24 protein-coding genes are annotated in these 23066 nt (G+C 59.8%); 19 read left to right on the top strand and 5 right to left on the bottom strand.

Annotated features, from left to right (window positions below):
* Positions 1-259: 259 nt before the first annotated feature.
* The gene (locus N645_RS0106450) at positions 260-466 is read left to right on the top strand and encodes a cold-shock protein (RefSeq protein WP_024460685.1); all 207 of its coding nucleotides are present in this window, start codon (positions 260-262) and stop codon (positions 464-466) included.
* A 99-nt stretch (positions 467-565) separates the two neighbouring features.
* Here the strand turns inward: N645_RS0106450 and N645_RS0106445 are convergent, their stop codons facing one another.
* Complete coding sequence (locus N645_RS0106445; protein ID WP_024460684.1) at positions 566-1378, bottom strand: glutaminyl-peptide cyclotransferase; 813 nt, start codon at positions 1376-1378, stop codon at positions 566-568.
* A gap of 52 nt (positions 1379-1430) precedes the next feature.
* Here N645_RS0106445 and N645_RS0106440 point away from each other — a divergent pair, with 52 nt between their 5' ends.
* Positions 1431-2084: a DUF502 domain-containing protein gene (locus N645_RS0106440; protein WP_024460683.1), complete on the top strand. Its 654-nt coding sequence runs from the start codon at positions 1431-1433 to the stop codon at positions 2082-2084.
* A gap of 25 nt (positions 2085-2109) precedes the next feature.
* Here N645_RS0106440 and mnmC read toward each other — a convergent pair whose 3' ends face one another.
* From mnmC to trmL, 4 genes are all read right to left on the bottom strand, one after another.
* Positions 2110-4221 carry a bifunctional tRNA (5-methylaminomethyl-2-thiouridine)(34)-methyltransferase MnmD/FAD-dependent 5-carboxymethylaminomethyl-2-thiouridine(34) oxidoreductase MnmC gene (mnmC, locus tag N645_RS0106435; RefSeq protein WP_024460682.1) on the bottom strand — a complete coding sequence of 704 codons (2112 nt, stop codon included), beginning with the start codon at positions 4219-4221 and terminating at the stop codon, positions 2110-2112.
* Positions 4218-4739, bottom strand: coding sequence for a flavodoxin FldB (gene fldB / locus N645_RS0106430; protein WP_036160376.1), 522 nt, complete (start codon positions 4737-4739; stop codon positions 4218-4220). The genes mnmC and fldB overlap by 4 nt, the downstream gene beginning before the upstream one ends.
* Positions 4736-5200, bottom strand: a complete 465-nt coding sequence (locus N645_RS0106425) for a flavodoxin domain-containing protein (protein ID WP_024460680.1) — start codon at positions 5198-5200, stop codon at positions 4736-4738. Before N645_RS0106425 ends, fldB begins: the two co-directional genes overlap by 4 nt.
* A gap of 90 nt (positions 5201-5290) precedes the next feature.
* Positions 5291-5758, bottom strand: a complete 468-nt coding sequence (gene trmL / locus N645_RS0106420; protein ID WP_024460679.1) for a tRNA (uridine(34)/cytosine(34)/5-carboxymethylaminomethyluridine(34)-2'-O)-methyltransferase TrmL — start codon at positions 5756-5758, stop codon at positions 5291-5293.
* 217 nt (positions 5759-5975) lie between these two features.
* Between trmL and N645_RS0106415 the strand changes: the two genes are divergently transcribed.
* From N645_RS0106415 to N645_RS0106335, 17 genes are all read left to right on the top strand, one after another.
* Positions 5976-6926, top strand: a complete 951-nt coding sequence (locus N645_RS0106415) for an MSHA biogenesis protein MshI (protein ID WP_152521643.1) — start codon at positions 5976-5978, stop codon at positions 6924-6926.
* Positions 6926-7555 (top strand): hypothetical protein, encoded by a 630-nt coding sequence (locus tag N645_RS0106410; protein ID WP_024460677.1) that lies wholly within the window; start codon positions 6926-6928, stop codon positions 7553-7555. Before N645_RS0106415 ends, N645_RS0106410 begins: the two co-directional genes overlap by 1 nt.
* Entirely contained in the window at positions 7548-8225 is a 678-nt protein-coding gene (locus tag N645_RS0106405) for a hypothetical protein (RefSeq protein WP_024460676.1), read from the top strand. Before N645_RS0106410 ends, N645_RS0106405 begins: the two co-directional genes overlap by 8 nt.
* Positions 8218-8547: a hypothetical protein gene (locus N645_RS0106400; RefSeq protein ID WP_123637773.1), complete on the top strand. Its 330-nt coding sequence runs from the start codon at positions 8218-8220 to the stop codon at positions 8545-8547. The genes N645_RS0106405 and N645_RS0106400 overlap by 8 nt, the downstream gene beginning before the upstream one ends.
* Before the next feature lie 11 nt (positions 8548-8558).
* On the top strand, positions 8559-10304 hold the full coding sequence (mshL, locus tag N645_RS0106395) for a pilus (MSHA type) biogenesis protein MshL (protein WP_238559215.1): 1746 nt from the start codon (positions 8559-8561) through the stop codon (positions 10302-10304).
* A 13-nt stretch (positions 10305-10317) separates the two neighbouring features.
* Complete coding sequence (locus tag N645_RS0106390) at positions 10318-11235, top strand: ExeA family protein (protein WP_024460673.1); 918 nt, start codon at positions 10318-10320, stop codon at positions 11233-11235.
* 5 nt (positions 11236-11240) lie between these two features.
* The gene (locus N645_RS0106385; protein WP_369755206.1) at positions 11241-12590 is read left to right on the top strand and encodes a tetratricopeptide repeat protein; all 1350 of its coding nucleotides are present in this window, start codon (positions 11241-11243) and stop codon (positions 12588-12590) included.
* Between the two features lies 1 nt (position 12591).
* Positions 12592-14328, top strand: a complete 1737-nt coding sequence (locus N645_RS0106380) for a GspE/PulE family protein (RefSeq protein ID WP_024460671.1) — start codon at positions 12592-12594, stop codon at positions 14326-14328.
* Between the two features lie 103 nt (positions 14329-14431).
* Positions 14432-15652 (top strand): type II secretion system F family protein, encoded by a 1221-nt coding sequence (locus tag N645_RS0106375; protein WP_024460670.1) that lies wholly within the window; start codon positions 14432-14434, stop codon positions 15650-15652.
* A gap of 4 nt (positions 15653-15656) precedes the next feature.
* The gene (locus tag N645_RS0106370) at positions 15657-16226 is read left to right on the top strand and encodes a hypothetical protein (protein ID WP_152521641.1); all 570 of its coding nucleotides are present in this window, start codon (positions 15657-15659) and stop codon (positions 16224-16226) included.
* 141 nt (positions 16227-16367) lie between these two features.
* Positions 16368-16781 carry a type II secretion system protein gene (locus tag N645_RS0106365; RefSeq protein ID WP_024460668.1) on the top strand — a complete coding sequence of 138 codons (414 nt, stop codon included), beginning with the start codon at positions 16368-16370 and terminating at the stop codon, positions 16779-16781.
* Between the two features lie 24 nt (positions 16782-16805).
* Positions 16806-17225, top strand: a complete 420-nt coding sequence (locus N645_RS16685; RefSeq protein WP_024460667.1) for a type IV pilin protein — start codon at positions 16806-16808, stop codon at positions 17223-17225.
* 22 nt (positions 17226-17247) lie between these two features.
* The gene (locus N645_RS17390) at positions 17248-17706 is read left to right on the top strand and encodes a Tfp pilus assembly protein FimT/FimU (protein WP_193744955.1); all 459 of its coding nucleotides are present in this window, start codon (positions 17248-17250) and stop codon (positions 17704-17706) included.
* A complete protein-coding gene (locus tag N645_RS0106350) occupies positions 17690-18169 on the top strand; it encodes a prepilin-type N-terminal cleavage/methylation domain-containing protein (protein WP_024460665.1) in 480 nt (159 codons plus the stop codon). Before N645_RS17390 ends, N645_RS0106350 begins: the two co-directional genes overlap by 17 nt.
* Positions 18169-18942, top strand: a complete 774-nt coding sequence (locus N645_RS0106345; protein ID WP_024460664.1) for a type II secretion system protein — start codon at positions 18169-18171, stop codon at positions 18940-18942. Before N645_RS0106350 ends, N645_RS0106345 begins: the two co-directional genes overlap by 1 nt.
* A complete protein-coding gene (locus N645_RS0106340) occupies positions 18932-19363 on the top strand; it encodes a hypothetical protein (protein ID WP_024460663.1) in 432 nt (143 codons plus the stop codon). Before N645_RS0106345 ends, N645_RS0106340 begins: the two co-directional genes overlap by 11 nt.
* Before the next feature lie 314 nt (positions 19364-19677).
* Positions 19678-22845 (top strand): DUF6701 domain-containing protein, encoded by a 3168-nt coding sequence (locus N645_RS0106335; protein ID WP_024460662.1) that lies wholly within the window; start codon positions 19678-19680, stop codon positions 22843-22845.
* The last annotated feature ends 221 nt before the right edge of the window (positions 22846-23066 follow it).

The raw sequence follows: 23066 nt of genomic DNA, 5'->3' as shown, positions 1-23066 counted from the left end.
GTAAAGGAGTTGCACCGGTGGGCTCTTTACAGGGGCTCCGCAACGAGTATATAGTCATTTTGCTGGCCAATCGCCGCATTATTTATGGTTACACCGTCGTACTAACAAGGTTGTCCTGCACACGCTGCAGGCCTGTTTTTAGCACCACGTTTTGTCAGTCATAAGTAAGTGAACTGTGCCAGCGGGTTGTCCCGCGTTCGGAGTCATGTGGTACCGGTGCGGATTTCATTCGACTCAGCAAAACGTTAAGGTTAAGACTATGTCCAGAAGTACAGGTGTTGTTAAGTGGTTCAACGAATCCAAAGGTTTTGGTTTTATTGAGCAGGAAGGCGGCCAGGATGTGTTTGTGCACTACAGTGCTATCACCGGTACCGGCTTCAAGACGTTGGCCGAAGGCCAGCGCGTGGAATTTGATGTGAAAGACGGCCAGAAAGGCCCTCAGGCGGATAATGTCGTTGGGCTCTGAGCCCGTAGGCGATACCGCATAAAAAAAGCCGCGCAGATTGTGCGGCTTTTTTTATGCGCGGCTCTCGACAGGGCTGGACTCCGAGCCTTGGGGTCAGAACTACGGCTCGGGACTCAGGGACAGCCGATAAAGCGTGGGCCATAGCTTTCCCGTCACCCAGAACTGGTCATGCTCAGCGTCGTAGGCGATACCGTTGAGCACTGCGCCGGATGTCGCGGGCTGCGCTGTGCGCACCAGCTCGGCCAGATCCAGAGAGCCGATCACCCGGCCGTTGTCGGGATCAATCTGGATCAGGCGATCTGAATACCAGATATTGGCCCAGATGGTGCCATCGACGTATTCCAGTTCATTCAGGCGGGTGATTGCCTTGCCGTTTTCGGTAACGGTGATTTGACGTTGTACGCTGAAGTCCTCCGGCGCATGGAAATAAAGCTGGGCACTGCCGTCGGAGCGGATCAGGTGTTCGCCGTCATCGGTCAGGCCCCACCCCTCGCCGGAATAGCTCATCTCTCGCAGAGGTTCAAGTGTGCCCGCGTCGTACACTAGCAGTGTTTTTTCCCGCCAGGTCAGCAGGTAGAGTTCATTGTTCAGTTCCGTCAGCCCTTCGGCAAAGTAGCGTGCGGCCAGAGGCCGTTCACGCTCGACCTGCCGGCCGTTGTCCTGATAGATGACCAGGCGAGATTGGCCGTATTGGCCCCCGCTTTCATAGAACCGTGAACCACGCTTGAGTAATCCCTGGGTAAACAGGGTGGGGTCGTGGGGTTGCTCTACCTCGATCTGGAACTGGTACTGAACAATGTCGCGAGGGCCGGTGTCGGCGCAGGCGACCAGGGACATCATCAGACCGGTAAGCCACAGGATCTGGCAGCACCTGCGGCTGAGCGTGTTGAAAGCACCGGAAGATTGTGTCATAAGCGTGGTCCTGGACAGTGAGGGCTCTATGGTAATCAACGGGAAGGCATTTATGAAACGTTGGCAGTCGTTTGTGGGATTGACGCTACTGGGTGGCTTGATGGTGGCGCTGCCCATTGCGATCTTCATCTTTATCCTGCAGTGGCTGCTGGGGCTGGTGACCGCCGTGATTGCCCCGATCAGCACCTGGCTGGCCAGTTGGGCGCCATTGGCGGAGCAGGTGGCCGACCTGCTCGGCATCGTGTTGGTGCTGGGCGCCTTTTTCCTGATCGGCCTGGCGGTCAAAACCAGCATTGGCCGCTGGATACACAACCGGGTGGATCAGTGGCTCACGCGCTTTGCACCCGGTTACAGCACCATCCGGGAAGTGGTCATGCAGTTTCTCGGCGGTGAAAACAATACCTCGCTACTGCGTGGCCAGGTGTGCCGCGCCTACATCATGGGGCGTCAGAACCCGGTGTCGGTGACCGCCATTGTGACGGCGCGGCACAGCAATGGCGATTGCACCGTGTATGTGCCGACGGCGCCGATTCCTTCGTCGGGGTTTGTCTATCACCTGACCGAAGACTGTGTGGAGTTGCTGCTACACATCAGTGTCGAGGCGGCCATGCGCACGGTAATTTCCTGTGGTAGCGGCTCCCAGATCATCAGTGACCCGCCGGAGCCCGCCCCCGAGCAGCCAGCGGCGTCCACTGACCAGCCTTGAGTCCCGCTTTCGGTGAGCTGAAGGATCAAATCTTGTTGCGCATCAGATCCCGGATCAGAAAACGCGCCGGGTGCAGCGCCTGAATCAGCTCGCGGTCCAGCGGCATGGGCTCCCGTTCGATGTGGGCGACCAGCAGCTCGGCGCTCAGCGGGGTGTAGCACAACCCGCGGGACCCGTGGCCGACATTAATGAACAGACCGTCGTGGTAGCGCCCCGGACGGGGGATGTTCAGTCGGGCGTCCTTGCGTAGCGGCGCAAAGTCCTCCAGAAACGCGGCCCGGTCCGGGGCGGGACCCACCAGGGGCAGATAGTCCGGCGTGGTGCAGCGAAACGCGACGCGTCCCCCGAGTGAGGCCAATGGTTGATCCGCAAAGAGGGTGGCGATCTCGGGGCCAAATTGCGCCAGTTGTTCCAGATTCTGCTGTTGATCCCGTTCCGTTATCGCCGTATTGGTGTCGTGCAGATTGAACGTGGCCCCAAGGCAGTGCTGGGCGCCGTCTGAGGGAGCGAGGTAGCCATCGCCACACAGTGCCGCTTTCAGCTGCCGGCTCCGGTCTGTGGCGTTCACTTGGGTAATCTGGCCGCGAATGGCCTTCAGGGGCAGGGCGGCGGTTTGGGAAAACCGTCGCACCGCCCGGGCGTTTGCCAATACCGCGATGCGGGCCCGGTGCTCGCGGTTGTTCAGGTCCCGGGCGCTCCAGAGTTCTCCCTGCCGGCTGAGCTCGGTGATCGTGGTCTCGCCTCCCAAGGTGATATTGGGGTGGTCGAGCAGCGCCTCACACAGGGTCGCCGGACTCAACCAGCCCGCCTGAGGAAAGTAGAGGGCGGGCCGGGGCAGTGGCAGGCCGGCGAGTTCGCCCGCTTCGGCGGCATCAACCGGGCGGACCAGTTCCGGTGTCGCCTGGTAACGCTGGGCGATTTGGGTCTGTAGTTGACGCTCTTTGTCAGTGGTGGCGACTTGCAGTAATCCGCAGGCGGCGCCGTTTGGCCAATAGGGCCGATAAAACCGCTGGGCGAAGCTCAGGCTCAGCACATTGAAACGTGCCAGAGGCGAGTTCTTGGGGGAAAGTTTGGCGTATAGCAGCCCCTGGGGGTTGCCGGAGGCTTCCTGGGCGGCACGGGGGTGTTGCTCCAGAACGGTTACCTGCCAGCCCCGCTCGGCCAGCGCCCGTGCGCTGTGACAGCCCGCCAGTCCGGCCCCGACAATCAACGCCGTGCGCGGCGCATCGGGCCCAAGCCCCGGATGGGAGGGCAGAGCCCAGGGCAGGGCGGGTTTTCTGCGGCTCAGGCGGTGGGGGGCTGAGGCCTGTGAGGCGGGTGTCTGGGGTACCGCTGCCAGTTGCTGCTCTGAATACTGAGCGGTGAGCATTTCCCGCTTGCAGCCGAAGCCGGGCACTTTCTCCGGCGTGAAGCCCGCAGCGGCCAGGCCGCGCCGGACCACTCCCGCGGCGGTGAAGGTGGCCAGGGTGGTGCCGGGCCGGCTCAGGTGCGCCAGGGTAGTGAACAGTTCCGGAGTCCACATATCGGCATTCTTGGCCGGTGCGAAGCCATCCAGAAACCAGGCGTCCAGAGCTGGCCCAGAGTGGATGAAATCAGGGTGATCGCTGCTCAGTAGCTGGGCCAGGCCACTCTGAGCATCATCAAATATCAGTGTCAGGATCACTCGCCCGCGGTCCAGGTGTAACCGATGAAATGCCGGGCCCACGGTGGGGGGGGATTGATCGATCAGTTCATCAGCGAGCGCCCTGAGTTCGGGCCACAGGCTCAAGGCCCGTTGCAGGTCGTCTCGCTGCAGGGGAAAACGGTCCACGCTGATAAAGTGCAGTCGGGCATCGTCAGGGGCCGTTTGCCGCCAGAGTTGCCAGGCGGCCAGAAAGTTGAGGCCCGAGCCGAAGCCGGTTTCGCCAATGGCGAAGCGGCGTTCAGTCACAGGCTGTTCGTGCAGGGCCCGGAAGCGCTCGGCCAGACGGTTGTGGTGCAGGAAGACATGACGGGTTTCGGCCAGTCCGTCGGTGCGGGAGAAATAGACGTCGTCGAACCGGGTGGAGATTGGCTGACCCGCCTCATCCCATTGCAGGTGAGCGGTTTCCAGGTTCTGATCCGGCCCCGGAGTGCCGGTCTCCGGGGCGTCGCTCACAGGCCGAACTCCCGGGTAATCTGTTCGCACCAGCGCGCAATGCGCTCGTCGGTCAGATCGAACTCGTTCTCTTCATCCAGTGCCAGCCCCACAAATTGATCGCCCTCGGGGGTGAGCGCCTGAGAGGCCTCAAATTCGTAGCCCTCCCGGGGCCAGTAACCGCAGGGCCGGGCGCCCCGGGCCAGCAGTTGTGCGTGCAGGTAGCCCATGGCGTCGAGAAACCACTCCGGGTAACCGATCTGATCCCCCAGCCCATAGAGCGCCACCGCTTTATCACGCAGGTCCAGCTCCGCCAGCTCTTCCCAGATCTCTTCCCAGTCTTCCTGCAACTCCCCGTAATCCCAGGTCGGGATGCCGAAAATCAGGTAGTCGTAAAACTGGGCGGTGATGACCGGTTCATCGGCAATATTGAACATGTCCACCCGGTCTTCACCCAGTACCGCGCGGATCTTTTCCCCCGCCATTTCGGTATAGCAGGTGGAGCTGCCATAAAACAGCCCGATGGGGGCACGGCTCATGACGGTGCTCCATCCGGCAGGAGCGCCGCCCACTGCTCAAGCCATTCCCGGGCGGATTCTTCGGGGTCGTCGCCGCTGCAGGCGTCCAGTACCAGAGGCTCGCCGATTCGCTGCGCGCCGAGGTCGGCAAATGCGTCGTCGATGGCCTGGCCGGCTTCACCGAAAGTGGTGTAGCTGCTGTCGCCGAGATTGATCAGGCCGTACTGGCGCCCGGCAATGGCGGGATACTCGCGGGTCATCTGAACGTACAGCGGCTGCAGGTTGTCCGGCAGGTCGCCGGCGCCGGTGTTGGAGGTACAGATGAGTAAAATTTCGTCGGGGCTTCGGACCAGGTCTTCCACCTGAGCAAAGTTGTTGATGCTGATCTGGTGGCCTTTGCGTTGCAGTTCCTCGGCTGCGAGCTCGGCGATGCTCTCAGCATTGCCGGTGACACTACCCACCAATATCTGGATTTGACTCATGAGTCCCCTTGCTAATCAACTGTGGTACGAATGCTGGATCAGGCTGGCGCCCTTTGAGCAGGGCATGATACCAGCCTGTTGGAGTTGGCGTCAGCGGTGGCTGCCGGGAAACCCCAATTGGCGCCAGGCCTCATAGGCCACTACGGACACCGCATTGGAAAGGTTCATACTGCGACTGTCCGCCACCATGGGGATGCGCAACAGATGGTCCGGGCCCAGCTCGTCGCGGATGGACGCGGGTAGCCCCCGGGTTTCCGGGCCGAACAGCAGGTAGTCCCCCGCTTCGAACGTCGTTTCACTCGGGTAACGGTGGCCTTTGGTGCTGAGCCCGAACAGTCGCGCCGGTTGCGCCTGCTCCAGGAAGCTGGGCCAATCCGGATAGGTTTTCAGGGACTGCCACTCACCGTAGTCCAGTCCCGCGCGGCGTAGCCGTTTGTCATCGAGCACGAAACCCAGGGGTTCAATCAGGTGCAGGTGACAGCCGGTATTGGCCGCCAGACGAATAATATTGCCGGTGTTGGGCGGTATTTCCGGTTCAAATAAAACAATATGGAACATTGGTTTTCAGCCGATTTCGTGTACTATTGTGCGCAAGATCCGGGCCTCGTGACGCTGGTTATAACAAAAAGGAATATAAAGCGTCTTCAAGGCGAGATTTTCTTGGCGATTGTGCGGTTCGCCGGGACGTAGTGCGCGCGATGCGTCATAATACCAGCGTTCAGGCATGTTTATTGCCTCAGTCAACAATAACTCGGGAAGCCCAGGTGGCCAGCCGTTGAGCTTATTTCGTAAACGACCATCCAGTACAGGTATAGTTGGCGTCCAATTCAACAAGGGCGGGGTTTCGCTCGTCTGTGCCGAGGCCAGTCCCCTTGGGGCTCCTGCCGGTGAGGGCGAAACGGCCCGGCCTTTTCTCCAGGTTGCGGAATGGCTCCCCGAGAGCGATAGCCAGCGCCAGACGGGGTTGCTCGAAGAACGGGTGGAGCAGTTGGGGTTGCGCCGTAAACCCTGTCACCTGGTGTTGGGGCGGGAAGACTACAACCTGCTTCTGGTTGAGGCCCCAGCCGTGCCGGCCTCGGAGCTGCGCGAGGCCCTGCGTTGGCGAATTCGCGACCTGATTGATTTTCCCGCCCACCAGGCGGTCCTGGATGCCTTTCTGCTGCCGGAGGACCGCAGCCGTGGCGGCAAGCGCATGGCCTATGTTGCTGTGGCCCATCGCCATCTGATTGAGCAGCGTATCGCTCAGGTAGCCGATGCCCGGCTGGATCTCCAGGTGATCGATATTCCCGAGTTGGCATTGCGCAACCTGGTGTATCGGTTGTGCGACACGGCCCGGGGGGTGGCGCTGGTCAAGCTGGGCGGTGGCACCGGCAGCCTGCATATCGTCCGCGGTGACGACCTGCACCTGGCCCGCCGCTTTAATGTGCCCTATGAAGGTGGGCTGCTGGAAGATCTGCCGGAGGATGTCCTGCTGCTGGAAATTCAGCGCTCCCTGGATTACTTCGAACGCCAGATGCGCCAGCCGCCGCCCGGCCAGATCTGCCTGATCGGGGAAAATCTCAGCCCCGATAAAATCACTGAATCACTGACCAATGGTCTGCCGATGCCGGTTTCATTGCTGGATATCGAGTCGTCGCTGACGCTGGGCGATCAGGTTCAGTCTCACACCCTGACGCTGTGCCTAGCCGCCATCGGCGCCGCGCTGCGACTCACGGAGGGGGACTGATGCAACAGGTCAATCTGTATTTGCCGGAGTTTCACCCCCGTCGGGTGTGGTTGAGCCTGAACCAGATGATCGCCGCGATCGCGGTGGTTCTGGTGTTGATTATCGGCCTGTCGCTGTGGAGTGCGGCGTACACCGATTCGCTACAGGCCCGCTTGACGGATGAACGCGCGCAGTTGGAGACATTACAGCAACAGGTGCAGCGGCTCATGGCCGAACTGCCCGCCCGTCGCGGTGCGACGGTGGAAGAGCAGGTGGCCCGTTTGCGTCAGGAAATTCAGCGGCGGGAGCAGATTTTGCGCCTGATGTCCCAGCAGAATCTCGGCAACGCCGAGGGGTTTTCCGGGCAACTGTTGAGCCTGTCCCGCCATGCCATGGATGATCTGGCGCTGGCGGAGTTTTCGCTGCAGTCCGGGGGTCAGTATGTCCAGCTGGCTGGCCGGGTGCGCAAGCCGGAACAGGTGCCTCTGTATCTACAGCGGTTGCGTCAGGATGAGAGCTTCGCCAGCGTGTCATTCGGCGTACTGGAAGTGGCGCGGGAGCCGGATGACCGAGGACCGGGGTTGATATTTTCGGTGCAGCGCGCCGAGGCCGACGAGACCAACGCACGGGGAGGGCGATCGCGTGACTGATTGGCAGCAGAGTTGGCAGCGCTGGGCCGAGCGGGTGGAGGCCTATTCCCTGCGTGAGCGGGTACTGCTCTTGCTATGCCTGATCGCGGTGTTGATCGGGCTTTGGCAGTGGTTGATTGAGTTGCCTCAGGAGCGTCAGCGCGAGCAGATTGAACAGCAGCGCACCGCCGTCGCAAACGATCGGGATGCCCAGCAGGCACAGCTGGCCGCCCTGATGAGCACCGAGGCGGACAACCGACCCGCAAGGGAGTTGGAGCAACTGCAGCGGACATTGGATGAGCTGGATGCGAGTCTGGCGAGCCTTTCCCAGGGGTTGGTCAGTGCGGATCAATTGCCACAGATTCTTCAGGAAGTGTTGATTTCCACCACCGAGTTACAGCTGCGACGGGTGCGCACGCTTCCCGTTGAGGAACTGCCGTTGACCAAGGCCGCAGATGGCACTGAAGCGGCGGAACCGGTTGAAACGGCGACCGGTGTTTTTCGACACAGTGTCGAGCTTGATGTCAGCGGTGACTTCTTTGAAGTGTTGAGTTTCCTGCGCCGGCTCGAAGGGCTGCCCTGGCGGTTCTACTGGGATCGTCTGGACTACGAAGTAATGGACTACCCGGTGGGCGATATTCGATTGCGGGTTTATACCCTGAGTGCCGAGGAGGGTCTGCTCGGTGTCTAGATTATTGTGCATTGCCTGTCTGATCGGGTGGTCGGCGCTGGTGTGGGCGGACAGTCAGCGCGACCCCACTCGCCCCCTGGATTACCGGGCCAGCCGCGAGTCGGTGTCCCTGACGCTGAACGCAATCATGGCGGGCGACTCGCGCCGCCTGGCGATCATCAACGGACAGTCCCTGACGGCGGGCGAGATGATTGCCAACACCGGGGGGGTACGCCTGCTGCAAGTTGAATCCCATTCAGTGATTGTCGGTCAGAGCGGCCGGCAGTGGCGTTTGAATTTGAACGATGAATCCGTACGTCGAACGAGGCCCGCGGAGCAATGAGGCAAACGATTATGGATCCGCATTTTCTGAGAAGAACGATGCACACCGCCGCCGCGCTGATGGCGGTCGTCCTGGTGACGGCCTGTGTTGGGCCGCGCGATTCGCAGTTGGCGGCTGAGCGTGAAATGAGTGAGGTGGCCGAGGCGCAGCGTGAGCAGGCTCAGGCGGTACCCGAGGAAGTGAGCCAGGCACTGGTTCCAGAGCGCCGTCGCAGCGAGGAGGTGGCTCCGGAGCGGTTTGATGTCAGAGTGCGCAATGTGCCCGCCAAGGCGTTTTTTCTCGGGCTGGTGCAGGACTCAGACACCAACATTGTGGTGCACCCCGATGTCAGTGGCAGTCTCTCGCTGGAGTTGAAAGGAGTCACGGTGGATGAAGTGCTGGAAGTGGCACGGGACATTTACGGTTATGACTACCGGCGTTCAGGCAATATCTACACGGTGTATCCCAACGAGCTTCAGACTCAGGTGTTCCATGTGAACTACCTGGATGTTCAGCGGGTGGGGGTGTCGGACACCAACCTGTCGATCGGTCGCAGTGAATCATCAAACAATAACCGCAACAATCGCGGTTCCGGCAATAATTCGGGCAGCGGCGATGACAGTGCCAACTTGCTGGGCCTGCTCGCCGGTGAAGACGGCAGTTCGACCAATGGGTCTGAGGTGTCCCCGGGGGCGCGGGTGCAGACCATGAACCGCACCGATTTCTGGCAGTCGCTGCGCCAGTCGGTGTCCGCCATTGTCGGCGGCGAGGGTGGCGACAAGATGGTGATGGTCAGCCCCCAGGCCGGTATGGTGGTGGTCAAAGCCATGCCTCACGAGCTGAATGCGGTGCGGGAGTTTCTGGAGCGTTCGGAGCTGAGCGTAAGGCGTCAGGTGATTCTGGAGGCGAAGATTCTGGAGGTCCGTCTGAACGAAGGGTTTCAGGCCGGGATCAACTGGGGCGCCATCAGTGGGCAGTTGGACTACGGCTATAACCGGCTGCGCTCGACCAGCTACTCGGAGCAGGATTCGGCTGTGCGAAATATACCGGGTACGTCCTCGCGCCAGGTTGCCGGTCTGGAGGAGCTTCAACGTGGTACCGAAAATCTTTTCACCTCTGTCTTGCAGGTTGGGGATGTGACTGACCTACTGGACCTGCTGGAAACTCAGGGCAGCGTGCAGGTCCTGTCCAGCCCGCGGGTGTCCACGGTGAACAACCAGAAAGCACTGATTCGCGTGGGCTCCGATGAATACTTTGTGACCGGTATCTCCAATAACACCACTTCAAATGTGGCGTCGGTGACCAGCACGCCCAATATCGAACTGTCATCCTTCTTCAGCGGCATTGCACTGGATGTCACCCCGCAAATCGCCGACAGTGGCGAGGTGATCCTGCACATTCATCCGGTGGTCAGTGAAGTGAATGACCAATTGAAAGTGTTTACTGTCGGTAGCGAAGAGTTCGCCTTGCCTCTGGCACAACGGGGTATTCGCGAGTCGGACAGCATTGTCCGGGCGCGCAGCGGCCAGGTGGTGGTGCTGGGTGGCCTGATGCAGGAGGATACCCGGGATACCGATGGCAAGCGGCCGGTGTTGGGCGATATTCCACTGCTCAACAGCCTGTTCAAAACCCAGGGGCGTAGCCGCCAGAAAACCGAACTGGTGATCCTGTTGCGTCCGGTGGTGGTAGATGATGGCACCTGGCAGGACGAACTCGATCGCAGTCGCAATCGCATGCAACAGATGGGCGATGGTTATCGCGACCTCTGGGAGCAATAGCGCGGAGCCGGTCATGTACCAGGACTACTTCGGGCTGCGGGAGATGCCGTTTTCCCTTACCCCCGATACCCAGTTCTTCTTCGACAGCGCCGCCCACCGGGCGGTGCTGAATACCGTGTTGCTGGCCCTGCGGCACAGTGAAGGATTCATCAAAATTGTCGGGGAAGTGGGCACCGGTAAAACCCTGTTGTGCCGCAAGTTGCTGGCGAGCCTGGGGCCGGAGTTTCTCACCGCGTACATTCCCAACCCCTACCTGACGCCGGACGAACTGAAAGGCTTTCTGGCCCAGGAAATCGGTGTGCCGTCCTCGCCCGATATGCCCGCCTATCAACTGCTGAATGAGATCTACGCCCGGCTGGTGGCACTCGCCGCGGAGAAGCGGCGAGTGGTACTGGTGGTGGATGAAGCCCAGGCCATGCCCCGGGAGACCATCGAAGCCTTGCGCCTGCTGACCAATCTGGAAACGGAAAAAAGCAAACTGTTGCAGGTGGTTCTGTTGGGGCAGCCGGAGCTGGAAGACGTGCTCAATCGCAGTGACCTGCGCCAGTTGAAACAGCGTATCGTGTTTTCGGAAACTCTCGGTACCATCGATCGCCGCACCCTGGCCGACTATCTCGATTTTCGTCTGCAGTCCGCCGGTTATCGGGGGCGCTCGCTCTTTACCCGGGGCGCGGTCCGGCTAATGCACCGCGCTTCCGGGGGGATTCCCCGGTTGATCAATGTGCTCGCCCACAAGGCGTTGTTGGTCAGCTACGGTCAGGGGCGCTCTATGGTGAGCCGGGCGCAGGTGGCCAGGGCCGTAAAGGACACCACCGAGAGTCGTCGGCTGGGGCGCTGGCTGTCCGTCACGCCCTTTGGCTGGACTCCCTGGTTGGCGGTCTCACTGTTGTTGGTGGGTGTGGGGCTATGGTGGTACGGGGGCACGCTGTGAGCCTGATGAATGACATGCTGCGCGACCTGGATCGACGGGGCGGTACCTCCCCGAACCCGGCCGGCCCATCGACGCACCGAACTCAGCCAATGCAATCGCGCTATTTTGTTGGTGCGGGTCTGGCCGTTCTCGTGGCACTGGTCATAGCCGCACTGGTGTTTTGGTCACTGGTTGGAGCGGGCGGTGAAGGCAGCGCGCCGATGACAGAACAACCGATGCCAGCAATCGATTCTGCGCCGGTGGCTGAATCCACAGTCGCTGAGCCGGAGCCCCGTATGCCGGCAACACGGGACGTAGAGGCGGCATTGAGTCAACCGGTGACTCAGGAACCCGTCGAGGCGGTTCCAGATGAGTCGCAGGACTCCGGCTTCTCAAAGGATCTTCAACTGCTGCTCGACAAGGCTCGCCAGGCCCGGGACCGGGATCGATTGACGCGCCCGGCGGGAGACAATGCGTATGAATATTATCAGCAAGTGTTAGCCCTCAGTGCTGATCATCCGGAGGCGCTCGCTGGGCTGGCGGCGATTGCCCAGCGTTATCGGGAGCTGGCTGAAGCGGCCATGGACCGGGAGGCTCTGGATGCGGCCCAGCAGTTTCTGCGCCGGGCCCGTTCGGTCGATCCTCAGTTGTCGGGAATGCAGAACAGCGAAGCCCGACTGGCGGAGTTGCAACAGCGTTCGCAAAGCGGTGGCACGGAGTCGGAAAACGAGGACGTGGATGATGCTTCCTCACTCAATGTACAACTCGATCTTGCCAGTGAGGATCGACGGCGCGCGCAACAGGCGCGCCAGTGGTGGTCTCGGGATCAGCGCGGCCGGGCCCAGAATTTTCTGGAGCAGACGCTCGCCCAGTGGCCGGGTGATGGGGCTTCACCCGCTATGAGCACGGTGGCGTTGGCGGAGTTTTACCTGGAAGAGGGCAATCTGTCAGACGCGGAGCAACTGTTGAATCAGTCCCGGGGATTGCCCGACGATGAGCGGGCACGCCTGGGCGCCGAACTGTGGTCTCTGCGCGGAGATAATGCCCGGGCACTGACACTGTTGGAGAACGCGGCTGAGCACTCGACCGACAATGAACCCTACCGCGCTTTGTGGGCGCGCCTGAATTATGAGCAGGGGCGCCACGAGCAGGCGGCCAATCACTACCGACAGCTACTGAATGACTTTGGCGCACAGCCGGCCTACTGGTTGGGGCTGGGGCTGGCGGAGGATGCCCGGCAGCAAGCGGCGGCGGCACTGCAAGCCTTCGAACGGGCGCTGGCCAGTGGCGCTTACGATGGCCGTGAGTCCATTCGCCGATACCTGGAAGGGCGTGTCGGCGTACTGGCCCGTCGAACCGAAAACCGGGAACCCTGATATGGTTGATACTCAACAAAGTACTCGCAAACGCATTCGCATCGGGGATCTGCTGGTAGCGCAGCAGATGATTACCGATGAGCAGCTCTCCCACGCGTTGGAAGAGCAAAAGCAGAGCGGCCGGAAGCTGGGGAACACCCTGGTGGATCTCGGGTACGTGGACGAGAATGCACTGCTCAACCTGCTGTCCGATCAGTTGAATATTCCCTTCGTCGAGCTGCGTCAGTTCCGGTTTGACCGCGAATTGATCCAGCGTCTGCCGGAAACCAGTGCCCGGCGTTATCGGGTGATTCCGCTGCGCGAAGACGCCGATGGTCTGCTGCTGGGGATGGCGGACCCCACGGACATTTTCTGTCTGGATGAGCTGACCCGCCAGCTCGATCAGACGATCAAACCGGCGGTGGTGCGCGAATCGGAACTGCTTGATGTGCTCGATATCGCCTACAGTCAGGCGAGTGAAATTGCCTCTCTGGCCGAAGAGCTGGATGAAGAGTTGGAAAGTTCCGCGATCGATCTGACGGACTTTGCCGCCGAGGCGACCGACAGCGATGCGCCGGTGGTCAAGCTGTTGCAGAAAATTTTTGAAGAGGCGATCACCGCCAAAGCGTCGGACATTCACATCGAGCCGGATGAAACCGTATTGCGGATTCGCAACCGCATCGACGGCGTGTTGCTCGAGCAGGTGATGAACGAAAAGCGCATCGCCCCGGCCCTGGTGGTGCGTCTGAAACTGATGTCCGGGCTGGATATTTCCGAGAAGCGCAAACCCCAGGACGGGCGCTTCAACCTGAAGGTGAAAGGTCGCAATATTGACGTGCGTCTGTCCACCATGCCAGTGCAGTTTGGCGAGTCGGTGGTGATGCGTCTGCTTGACCACACCGATGGCGTACTGCCTCTCGGCAAGGTCGGCATGCCCCCCGCGCTGGTCGACCGGTTTCGTAAAATTATTGCTCGCCCTCACGGGTTGGTCTTGGTCACTGGTCCGACCGGTAGTGGTAAAACCACGACGCTGTACGGCGCGCTCTCGGAGCTCAACAAGCCCGAGAAGAAGATCATTACCGTGGAAGATCCGGTGGAGTACCGTTTGCCACGGATCAACCAGGTGCAATTGCACGAGCGTATCGGCCTGACCTTTGGCAGTGTGCTTCGGGCGTCATTGCGCCAGGACCCGGACATTCTGCTGGTGGGGGAGATCCGCGATGCGGAATCCGCCGAAATTGCCCTGCGCGCGGCCATGACCGGTCACCTGGTATTGTCCACCCTGCACACCAACGATGCCCTGACCTCCGCGCTGCGCCTGATTGATATGGGCGTCGATGCCTATTTGGTGGCCACGGCACTCAAGGCGATTGTGGCCCAACGCCTGTTGCGCCGCATTTGCACCAGTTGCATTCAGGATCACGAGCCGGATGCCAACGAGCGCCAACTGCTGGCGGCGATCGCCAGGGGGCGCGATCTCAGCCAGGTGCAGTTCAAACAGGGGGCGGGCTGTCCTCATTGTCATAACACCGGCTACCGGGGTCGGGTCGGGGTCTTCGAATTGCTGGAAGTCAATGGCGCCATGGCCGAAGCATTGCGGGACAACAGCCTGAATGCGTTTACCCGAGCGGCCCAGCAGAGCCCCAACTATCGCCCCCTAAGCCACAGCGCACTCGATTACGCGATTGAGGGCATCTCCACCCTCGAGGAAGTCATGAAAGTCTCAGCACAAATCGAAGACGAAGCGGAGCTGATCTGATGAGCCCGATCTATAATTCTGAGCCATCCGTAGGGCGGATAAGCACAGCGCATCCGCCGTCCCTCAGCACGCATCCGCCGTCACCAAAGGACGGCATCGTCTAATGGCCCTCTACCAATTCAAAGGCCGCAACGCCGAGGGACGCCCCGTATCCGGCCAACTGGAAGGCCCCAGCCCCGACGCCGTCGCCGGCCAACTGGCCGGGCGCGGGGTAACGCCCATTGCCATCGAACCCTATGAGCACCGCCCCAGTTGGTCTGAACGATGGCAGGAGTGGCGCCACAGTGGGCAGGTAGAAACCGTTGACCTGATCATGTTCTGCCGGCAGATGTACACCATTACCCGGGCGGGCGTGCCTCTGGTACGCGGCATTCGCGGCCTGGCCGCCAACCTGCGCCATGTGACCTTTCGCAATACCCTGGAGGACATTGCCGACCGCCTGGAGTCCGGCCTCGAACTGTCGGTGGCCATGCGTCACCACCCGAACGTGTTCAACAACCTGTTTATCAGCGTGGTGAGTGTGGGAGAAGGCAGTGGCTCCCTGGAGAGCGCCTTCAAGCAGTTGAGTGAGTACCTGGAGCGGGACCAGGAAACCATCAAAAGCATCAAGGCGGCGCTGCGCTATCCCAGCTTTGTACTGATCGCTCTGGCCATCGCCATCATGGTCATCAACGTGAAGGTGATTCCCGCCTTTGCCAATATGTTTTCCCAGTTTGGCGCGGACCTGCCGTTGCCAACCCGAATTCTGGTGGGTGTGTCCGATTTCTTTGTCGCTTTCTGGCCCTATCTGCTGTTTGTCGCCGTGGGCAGTTTTTACGGGTTTCGTCGCTATATCAAAACCGATAAGGGGGCCCGAGTCTGGGGCCGCAAAAAGCTGGGCCTGATTGTGATCGGCGACATCATCGAACGGGCTTCCATGGCCCGTTATGCGCGCTCATTCAGCGTGATGCTGCGGGCCGGCTTGCCGGTCAACCAGGCGCTGGACCTCTGTGCCCGGGCCATCGATAACCCCTGGCTGGGTGACAAGATCCGCGAGATTCGGGCCGGTGTGGAGCGCGGCGAAGGGCTGTTTCAGACCCACATGACTAGCGGCATGTTTACGCCACTGGTGCTGCAGATGATCGCCGTGGGGGAAGAGAGCGGCCAGGTGGGCCAACTGCTCTCGGAAGTGGCCGAGTTCTATGAGCGGGAGGTGGACTACGATACCAAGCGCCTGAGCGACCGGATCGAACCCATCATGGTGGTCATCATGGCCAGTTTTGTCCTGATTCTCGCCCTGGGCATCTTCCTGCCCATGTGGGAAATGTACAACATCCAGCAGTGAGCCTATGAGCCAGAGATCCCCGCGGGTGTTCGAGAGGTTATTGATGGCCGCGCTGATCGGCATCGTGTTGGTGTTCGCTGTCGGGCTGTACGGGCGCATGGCCGGTGACGTGCAGCGGCTGAGCTTCGAGCTGGGGGCCCAGAACTTCAAAACGGCGGTTTCTGGAGTGCGGGCTCACTGGTACATTCAGCGGGCAAAAGGCGAAGCAGAGCGGGATGTGGTGGTATTCAGCGAGCTACCGACGATTCCTGTGGGGCTGGAAGATGCCTCGGACATCAGGGTCTACCTGAACTCTCAGGGCTGGCCGGTGAATACCCGCTCCCGGGGCGAGGCCGCAGACGGGCATCTTGACCCCGAGGAGTGCCTGGACCTGTGGCGGGCGTTTCTGCATCAGGCGCCGCCTGTCAGTCTGGAGGGGGCTTTGGCGCCCAATGCGGTGTTCGGGGTGGCCAAGGTGGGCGAGGGCCGGGAAAGCGCCTGCCGCTACCGTCATTTGGTTGACGGGAGTGGTCGTCGATATTTTGACTATTTTCCGTTTGATGGTCGGGTTTTGGTCAGCTCGTCACCTGAATGACGCTTTTTATCGGTTTAAGTGTTGGCATGGATGTTGAATTCACCTATATTAGGTGAAAACATGCGCCAAGTGCGGAGTTCGGCGCCAGCAGTGGTTTTTACAGGTTTTACAATAACTCATGACCTTTAATGGAGTTCTCTTATGAAACAACAATCCGGTTTTACTTTGATCGAACTGATTGCGGTAATCGTTATTCTGGGCATCATCGCCGCCGTGGCAGTGCCTCGGTTTGTGGATTTGTCGGATGCGGCTCGTGAAGCGGCTGTTGATGGCGTTGCGGGTAACCTGGCGAGCGCCAGTGCATTGAACTATGCGGCGGCGGTCGCCACTGATGCAGGAATACAGGATGCGCCAACTCCAACTACGATTGAGAACTGTACCGATGCGGCCGCTTTGCTGGAAGGTGGAGCCTTACCCGCAAACTATGAGATCGCGTCCCTGACGGTTGGTGATGGTGCAAACGAAACATGTACCGTTCACTCTCCCAATGTGGCTGATTCTGAGGCTGATGCGAACTTCACCGTTTACGGTGTTGCAGCCCCGGCAACCCCGTAGTTTAATTTTCTCTGAGATAGCAGAGTGCTCCGACTCAAAGGTTTCACTCTAGTTGAGCTGATTGCAGTCATTACTGTTTTGGCAGTTTTGGCTGCATTTTCGCTTCCCAAGCTGATTGATTTCTCATCGTCCGCGAAGAGGGTAGCAGCAGAGGAGTTGGCAGCGACTTTGTCGACCGCAAGCTCTTCCAATTTGGCTACCTTCATTTTGAGGGAAGAATATCCAGCGGCTATTTCCCAATCGGCCTTCCCAATGAATGCCTGCGGGAATGCCCGTTTTCTGTTGGCCACCGGCTTACCGACGGGCTATCGGATTGAAGCGGCCGGGTCCGGCGATGGCACGGTATCGCATATGGCTACCGTCCAGTGCGACGTTGTCGATGAAACGGATACCGCCATCCGCGCCAGCTTTACGCTTCATGGAATCAATCCAAGCAGTTCCTAACGTCTCGGCTACAGGTCCGACCATGCCCTCAGCGTGCGCAATGTACAATGGCCGGAAGTCATCGGGTTTCAGCCTGATCGAGCTGATTGCAGTGATCATCCTGCTGGGCATTATCAGCGTGGTGGCGCTGCCCCGTTTTTACAATACCGACGCCGCAGCGATCCAATCCGCTCGCGACCAGGTCCTGTCCGCCCTGTTTACCGCGCAACAACTGGCCATGGCCCGTGCCAGCACGAGCAACACCATTCAGGTGAATGTTGTCACGTCCGGTCTGAATGTGACGGAAAACGGCACTCCCGTGGCCGCCACCGGTGGAACCTACCCACTGACACTGCCCGAAGGCGTCACCATTACGACGGGTACGGGCACCTATTCTTTTGATAAATTGGGCCGGACCGATCCCGGCCAGATTGTCATGACCCGTGGTTCGACATCGGCCACTGTGCGTGTGGAGGCCAGCGGCTATGCCTACACGCCCTGAGCCACGTTGCCAACGCGGCGTTACCCTGATTGAGCTGATCGTCTTTATTACGGTGATCGCCCTGGCGCTCGGCGCTTTGCTGGGCGTCTATCGATATTCGGTGACCAACAGCGTGGACCCGCTGGTGCGGGTGCGGTTGTTGGAATCCACCCAATCCCGACTGGATGTGGTACTGGCACAACCCTATGATGCCAATACGCCGCCCGGCGGAGTACCGGCCTGCGACAGTCAGGCCCCGCCGGGGCGTCCGACACCGCCGGTCTGTGCCGATGCAGGAGGTGTTAGCAGCTTCGACGGTGAAACCGACTCGCCTTATTCCGGCTACAACCGCGCCGTCGCCGTCGAGTTTGCGGGGAGTGAGTTGGGGCTGACCAACAACCGCTGGGCCAAGCGGATTACAGTGACCACCACCGCGCCCAGCGGCGAGTCACTTACCCTCTCAGCCTACAGGACCAATTTCTGATGTGCCGGTGCCGGTCACGACAAACCGGGTTTTCCCTGGTGGAGCTGATCACGGTCATCGTGGTGCTTGCGCTGGTGGCCACCATCGGCACCGGCTTTATCGTCAGTGCCACCGACAGCTATCGCCAGACCCAGGCCCGGGCGGCACTGGTCAACACCGCCCGGCAGGCGCTGGAGCGGATGACCCGCCAGATTCGCGGTGCCATGCCCTACAGCGTGCGCATTACCAATGGTGGTGACTGTGTGGAGTTTATGCCGGTGGCGGGTGGCGGTATTTACCGTGAGCCGGTACCCGATGCGGCCAATGGCGCGCCCCCTCACACTGCCATCCAGACCGCGCCGCACTCGGTGGGCTTTGGCACGGCGGATTACCTCAGTATCGGCGCGATGGACAGCGGCGAGCTGTATGGCGGCAGTCCGGTGTCGCTGGCGCCGGTCAACACCCGCACGGCCACCGAGGTGACATTCCCCGGCCGGACCTGGCAGCGCAACTCCATCGGGCGGCGCTTTTTCCTGCTCAATCAACCCCAGGCGTTTTGCCTGTTTGGTGGTCAACTGCGTTTCTATCCCGCGCAGGATCGTACGGCGGCGAACGTTGATCCTGGCAGTGACTTTGATCTGTTGGCCCGCAACGCTCAGGCATCGGGCAGTCCCTTCGTGTTGTCTGCCGCGAGTGACAGTCGCAATGTGTTACTGCAGATGAACGTCGCCTTCAGCGAAGGCGGCGAAACCATGATTTTTGAGCAGGAGGTATTGATTCGCAATGTCCCCTGATCTTTTTCAACACCGTGCTATGCGGAAGCAGGACGGCTTTCTGTTGCCGGTTGCGCTATTTATTATCGTCGTGATGGGCTTCGCCTCGCTGGCGTTATGGCGTACTACAAGCCAAAGCAGCATTGCCAGCGTTCAGGAGGTGGTTTCCGTGCAGGCACTGTACGCGGCGGAGAGTGCGGTTCAGTTCGGTCTGAATGAACTGTTTTACCCTGACGCCAGCTCCCGCCAGCTGGTGGATACCCGCTGTGGTGGGTTGAATGAGTCACTCGATTTTTCCGGAGTTGCTGGTCTCAATCTGTGCACCGCTTTGGTTCAATGCAGCTTGGCGGAACCGGGTGTCTATATCCTCGAAGTTGATGGTAGCTGTGGCAGTGGGCCGACGCGTGCCGAGCGCTCACTGAACATACAGGCAAAGTTCTGATGCAACCGCTCTCAAATTCGACAGAAACGCATCCCACCTCAAATGACGTTCGATTCAGAATGCAATTTGTTGGCTGGCTTACCGGGTTGGCTCTGATGCTGTGTGCGCCCTCGGCTTGGTCTGTCGCCTGCCAAGCAGTGTTCACCAATGGAGTGCAGAGTCACGACAGTGCAGGAAGTGTGGAACTCCGTCCGCGAACCGAAATTTCAGATAATGGTTCGACCATTGACACCGTTTCTTTGTCGGCGCCCGGTTCCGCATCTTGTGGTGGTGCCCGATGCCAGGCATCGGGGAGTGCGGCGGAGCAGAGCACAGTGGAAATCCCGGTGGGTGATGGTTCTGACGGTTTTGCGTTTGTCTGGTTTGGTATCACGTCGAGCTTTGAGGCAGGTGATTATTCCGGACTTTGGGCGCTCAATGATTCACAAGCCGCAATGACCGATTCCGACGATTATAACTTGGGTGGTGTTTATCTCAGTTCCCGAGCGGAGTGGCGCTTGTCTCAAGGAAACTATTGGATCAACGGGAACGTTAATCTAGAATCGGACAGCGTCATTTCCAAGCAGGGTGATGGCACCACTCGTATTTTCGTCAATGGTAATATCAACCTCGGTGATCGGACAGTCACGGAAGGCTACGAAGAAGGTGAATTACTGATTTATGCCACAGGCAGCATCTCCATTGGACTTGATGTAGAGCTCAGTTCTTATATTTATGCCTCCGGTGCCATGTCAACCGGAGATCGCTTTTCGCTAACCGGTGCTATGTCTTCGGCGTCACTGGAAATTGGCTTTGATTCACAAATCGATTACTCGACCAATACGCTGGCTTCGGCGGAGTTTGAACCCTTCTGCACTGCAGGCACGGTGAGTACGTCGGATATTTGTCCCTCGGGGCGGGCCATGCCGGGATTATTGGGTCGCTACTACGATACGCAAGATCTGGATTCCGTGCGGGATCAGCCTGCCGAGGCGACTCGTGTGGATGGGCCAATTGAGTTTACCTGGAACGGTAATGATGGACCCTCAGTGTTGGCGCGGGGTAATGACTTTTCCATTCTCTGGAGTGGAAAGCTGTTGGTGACCGAGTCGGGAAACTATGAGTTTACGGTGGTTTCGGATGATGGGGTGCGTCTATTGCTAGATGGAGAGACGTTGATTGACGAATGGTACGATCATGATGATCAGGCATTTGATTCCGATCAGCGGGCACTGGAAGCCGGAGAAGTTTATGACTTACAGCTCGAGTACTATGAAAATCAGGGCGACGCAGATATCGAGCTGTATTGGTCTCGTCGGGGAGGCGGGCCACCAATGAGCCAACGCCTGATTCCCGCTGGAAATACCGAAGAGACTGCTGCCGGCCTTTATCACTGCCCCGGTAACCGTGTGGCTGGCTATACGCTGGTGCATGCCAACAACGGCGTGACCTGTGAAGCCTTGCCGGTAGTGATTACCGCCCGGGACAGCGCCGGCAATGCCGTTGTGCCTGCCGCGGGTACCGTGGTGGACCTGCTGGCCGATCCGGTGCCAGACTCGGGTGATACGGGCTGGGTAGGTGATGGCACTTACGTTTTTTCAGGCTCGGAGAACAACTTTACGGCCTTTTTGCGTCAACTCAGCCCGGCTGAGGTGGGACTGTCGGTGACCGATGGCACCGCCTCCGGTAGCTCCGGGCCGGTGAGCTTTGTCGACACCGGCTTGGTGTTTTACGGGGATCGCTCCGGTGGGCCTCTGCCCAATCAGGTGGCCGGTACCGAAGACCTCAACCCGGTCATTCGCGCGGTGCGCACCGGTGATGACGGTGACGAAACCGGCTCCTGCGAGGCGCGAGTGGACAACCAGACCCGAACCGTGCAGTTGGGCTATGAGTGTATCAACCCCGGCAGTTGTCGTGCAGGCCAAACCCTTAGCCTGGCATCAACCTTCATTCAGGCGAACAACGCCGGTGCAGGTCCGGCCTATTCGTCCGTCTCCCTCGGCTTTGATGATGAGGGCTACGCGGACATTCCACTGGAGTACTCCGACGTGGGTGATATTCGCCTCTGGGCACAGTTGAGTTTGCCAGAAGAGGGCGAGCAGCCGGCGGTGGATTTGGTGGGGCAGAGCAACCGCTTTGTCGTAAAGCCGCACACCTTGGTAGTTACCGACGTTCAGAGCGCTGCGGGGCAATCCAATCCCGGCGGCACGGGGTCCGGAGCTGGTTTCGTGGCGTCGGGGGAGCCGTTCTCAGTGCGGGTCGAAGCCCGGAATAGCAATGGCGCACTGACTCCCAACTTCGGCAACGAATCGCCAGTACAGAGCGTCCGTCTTGAACTGAGTGAATTGGTTTACCCCTCGGGCGGCAGCCTCGGAAACCTGGGTGGTGCAGGGAGTCTGACTCGCGAGGATAACGGCGTAGCGCTTGGCGATGGGGTGAGCTGGGATAACGTGGGCACCATTACTCTGGAACCCCGCTTGGTCGCTGACGATTACCTCGGTGCGGGCGACCTGGTGGAGGTGACCGAAAGTGATCCTGTGGGCCGGTTTTATCCTTACGATTATACGTTGAATGGTAGTGCTGTAAACGATGCCTGCGGATCCTTCAGCTATATGCATCAGGCGGCGGTTGATCTTTCCTATACCGTCAGCGCCCGTAACCTGAATGGCGCTGTGGTAAGCAACTACGACGATACCACTCTGGCGTATGCGGGCACCGCGAACCCTGGCTACGTCGCCGAAAACGATGACGCCGCCAATGGCAGCGAATTAAGTGGGCGGGTTCAGGCGGAGAGTGAGGCCGACTGGAGCGGCGGGGTGCTCACAGTAACTGATTCTAGCGCCGCTTTTCTAAGAGCATCCAATACGCGCCCGGATGGTCCCTGGGCGGACTTGCGATGGGGTTTGACGCTGATGGATTCACTGGATGGTCGCCCTCTGGTGGACCTGGATATGAACGCCAACACTAGCGGCGACTGTGTGGCGGCGGGCGACTGTAACGCGGTTGCCCTGGGCGAGTCACTCAACCTGCGATATGGCCGCCTGCACCTCGAGGACGCCTTCGGCCCCGAAGTCATTGATCTGCCGGTGCCTTTTTACACTGAATACTGGAACGGTTCAGAATTTGTCCGCAACGTCGACGACAGCTGCACCCGCATTCCCCGGGAAGCCATCACCTATCAGCCCACCGGCGACCTGGTGGACGGCAGTAACCGCACGGTTCCTATTGGTGGCGGCAGCACCACGGGTCAATACGCCGATCTCGACGGGGTGGGTGTCAACTTCAGCAGCAGTGATGCCGATCATTACTTCACCGCACCGGGGGAGGGCAATACCGGTTCGTTCGATATCGAGCTTGACCTGACCAACCGCCCTTGGCTGCGCTTCGACTGGAATCAGGACGGTGATTTTCTGAACGATATTCAGATGCCGCCGGCGAACATCGGTTTTGGTTCTTACCGGGGGCACGATCGAATCATTTATTGGCGAGAGGTTCTGGAGTAGGGCGTGCTGAGCTTTAAGGTTTTCGGTGGATGACGCGCTTCGCGCTCCGAGACGTCGGACCGATCCACCCTACGGGTGCTGAAGTTCAAATGTGGCACCGAGGTATCAGCGAGGAACACCTATTGCAGACTCTCGGAGGCATGGATGCCGACGAGAAGCCCCCAAGGATGGGTTCACGGCGGGTCTGCAATAGGTGTTCCTCGCTGATACCGGAGCGTGAC

Source organism: Marinimicrobium sp. LS-A18 (assembly GCF_000463525.1).
Taxonomy (GTDB): Bacteria; Pseudomonadota; Gammaproteobacteria; order Pseudomonadales; family Cellvibrionaceae; genus Marinimicrobium; species Marinimicrobium koreense.
This window is presented reverse-complemented; position numbering and strand designations above follow the sequence as displayed.